A 3,006-nucleotide genomic window follows, 5' to 3' on the forward strand; every position below is an offset into this window, starting at 1 on the left:
TGGCTCATGCTGTGCTGCTAACTACGCTCGAAAGGACGACCTTAAGAGCGCAGCTTCGCTACCGGGCCATGCTCCCGCAAGGCGGCCCTCGCCGGAGGCGTACTGATCCGATAGCGGAACCTTCATCCATCATGTCGCTCACCGAACCATTCATTGGCTTTCCGGCTTTCCGCAAGCTTCCGGCTTCGCCAGATTGGGGCGCTCCCTTTTGCGTCGCCTCTTCCCCTTACGCGTGATCATATCTGCCGTTGACAAGAGCAGGGTGTTGCCGCCTGTTCGGCTCAGTCGGCGAACAATTCCCTGTAACCTGCGGTCGCCATCCAGTTCGCTCTCTCGAGATTGCTTCGCGCGGCTTTCCGCGCGCGCTCCGGTTCTTCCACCGGATCGATGCCGAGGATGATCTGAGCCATCTCCTCATAGCTGGCGTTGTCGGCAGATGCATCGACAAACCTTAGATAGGTCCTGAAGTGCTCCCTATCGTAGGTGGTCAGGCTGTCGGACCAAGGGACTTCCTCTTTAAGGCCTGGTTCAACGTCTGGGTATTTCACCATCACATCGGGCTCCGGAAGTAAGAATCGGAAGTCGAGAATTTCCTTCGACACGCGGGCTAAGCGGAGAGGAAACATCGTCTCCAAGACGAGGTCCCGATTAAGGTCCGCAAGCCCCCGCTCGAGGCGATGTGCGCATCTGCGGGGCAAATCAGGCCCAGGTTAGAAAGGAATCGGAAAAAGGCTCAATACCATGCGGCTGCACATCTGTTTTCGAGGACTGCTCGGACAGGGCTTCGTAAAGAACCTCCAACAGGATGAGAAGCGTAGTCGGTCCTGCGCAACCGCTCCCGCGAACTCGGAATCAGCTCAAAATCGTCTTTTGATCCGCGTCATGACGACGGGGCTTGACCAATCCCCGCTGCTTGACTCGCCGACCCATAGTGCAGATTGCCTGCGTGTTTCGGCAATTCCCGGACACAGCCCTGGAGTGTACCCCACCCCTGTCCGGCTTTTGCGAAATGCGCAGATTGCCGGCAATCGAAAAGGCCCGACAGCAGTTGACACCCTCTTTCGAGCCACGGCACGATCAACAAAGTGGTCGCTTCGCATCCTCGAGCTATTGCGCTGATGATACCGTCTGGACCCAGCACCGTTCCGGCTAGGCCGTAGCTTGCCAAATAGGCTAAAATGTCTGTTGCGGCGGGTGCTCGTCGAGTTTACTCACGCTCGTCCCCCTTGCCTGATCTCATCTCCGGTGCTGGGGGCTGGCAGCAAGCACCAGGTGGCGCGGCTCGACCTTCGCAGGAAACGCGGCGGTTCATGTTCGCCGCCTCTGGCTCGAGCACGTGCCCAAGGTGAGATTCGGGTATGGCGTCGAAACTGGCCGGATTAGCCTAGTCAGGCGTTCAAACTTCCCTCACCTGCAGACACTGGCAGAGATATTCGCTCAGCAATACTACAGGCGGAACATGCATCGCCGACCCGGACTGTGGCCAAGCTCCAGCCGAGGTAAACAAGACCGCCTCGTCGGCAGTCTGAGCGATCGGGCAGTCCGCGCGGGTCGTAATGGCAATCGTATATGCTCCGGTTTTGCGCGCAATTGCCAGAAAAGCCCTGGTTTCCTCAGTGTGGCCAAGCGAGGAAACGCCAAGAGCAAGGCCCGACGAGCCAAGTCTCCGCGCAAGAGCGTGAGACATGGTGGCGGACCCCGAGGAATGCGCGGGGAACCCTAGCCAGATCAGCCGCATGGCCAAAATATCAGCGCAGACTGAAGACGGCCCCGCGCCAAACACTTCGACGCGACGGGCCGCTCGGACGCGGTTGGCAAGCCCAGTAATTTGAAGATCGTCAAAACCTCGAGCGGACGCGGCAATTGAGCTTTGTAAAGCAGTACTGAGAGCGGCGACCCCCGGTGCTACGTCTATATCTTCTGGTGCGGCGCGTTCAGCCAGCTCAATCAGCGTTACCCGCTCAATGTCGCCGCTGAGCGCAATCTTAAACTCCCGGAATCCCGAGAGTCCCAGCCTTCGGCAAAATCTTATTATTGAAGCAGGCCCAGTTGCGGTGTCGTGCGCTAGGTCGGCGATAGACATCGTTAGAACAGCCTTCGGATCTTGCTCAATATACAGAGCTATACGTGCGAGCGCATTCGGAGCCGTATTGATTACATCATGGATCATGTCTAGCAGTGATTGCTGTGTCCGTCGGGGCTCTTGCATACTGTCCTAAGGTGTTCGATCCAATTGGAACTCAACTCCCCTACCCGAAGGCAAGGGAAATCCCCTGAATAACTCGAGTCTGCTGCAGGTGCATTGACGCAGATCAAAGACAAGTTCGATGCCGGATTTCCGGCCTGCTTCGTTCGCGGCGGCAGCCATTCCGAGCACCACGCTTTAGATGTCAGTGCGGATTCCGACGACAACGGCGTTCCGACCCAAAAACCGGATTCTCCATCGGTGTCCGCGAATTTCTGGTACACGCATTCCAGCTGGAGCACAGGTTCATGCCGACCTGATGGCAAAGTTTGTGTAAGCCAGCCAAGGTGGCCCGCTGTGTGGCAGCCAGATCGACCAAACATCGCATTCTCCAGCGGCGCAAGTCCCCGGACGAGGCCGGAGTCGCACCTTTCGGGGGCCAACCTGCTCCGCTGAGCCCTCCGTTGGTCCTAGCGCTTTAGGTCTTGTGCACTCTTACGATTGACTGGGTCTGAGCCACTCCCAGGGCTACGAAGACGAACCCACCTTGGCGTTCTTCACCTATGTAACGCAGTATCGGCGCAGATTGGTTCAAGCTGCAAGATGGATGCGATTGCGCCCCGCCATCTTGGCGGAATAGAGAGCCGTATCAGCCCGAGCCAGCATATCTCGGTGGTGGTGTCGCCCGCGCGAGCAGTAGCGACTCCAGCCGAGAAGGTGTAAGCGCTATTTTCGCTGCACGTTGACGCGAGCGCTTTCGACGGATGGCCTTCGAATCGGGAACGGTATCTGGTCTGATCAGGCTGCTGTTGCTTTGGCGA

Annotated in this window: 2 protein-coding genes; both read right to left on the reverse strand. The window is 57.9% G+C overall.

Translation table 11 applies throughout. The features are described from left to right. Positions 1-281: 281 nt before the first annotated feature. On the reverse strand, positions 282-551 hold the full coding sequence (locus tag NKI54_RS36075) for a DNA -binding domain-containing protein (protein ID WP_352579573.1): 270 nt from the start codon (positions 549-551) through the stop codon (positions 282-284). 845 nt (positions 552-1,396) lie between these two features. Next, positions 1,397-2,170, reverse strand: a complete 774-nt coding sequence (locus NKI54_RS36080) for a MurR/RpiR family transcriptional regulator (RefSeq protein WP_352529055.1) — start codon at positions 2,168-2,170, stop codon at positions 1,397-1,399. Between the last annotated feature and the right edge of the window lie 836 nt (positions 2,171-3,006).

Origin of the sequence: Mesorhizobium sp. M0663, from assembly GCF_040320585.1 — a bacterium.
GTDB lineage: Bacteria > Pseudomonadota > Alphaproteobacteria > Rhizobiales > Rhizobiaceae > Mesorhizobium.

Bases quoted from the DNA above. Each gene is read 5' to 3' on its own strand.
- NKI54_RS36075 (WP_352579573.1), bottom strand. From the start codon at position 551: ATGGTGAAATACCCAGACGTTGAACCAGGCCTTAAAGAGGAAGTCCCT.
- NKI54_RS36080 (WP_352529055.1), bottom strand. From the start codon at position 2,170: ATGATCCATGATGTAATCAATACGGCTCCGAATGCGCTCGCACGTATA.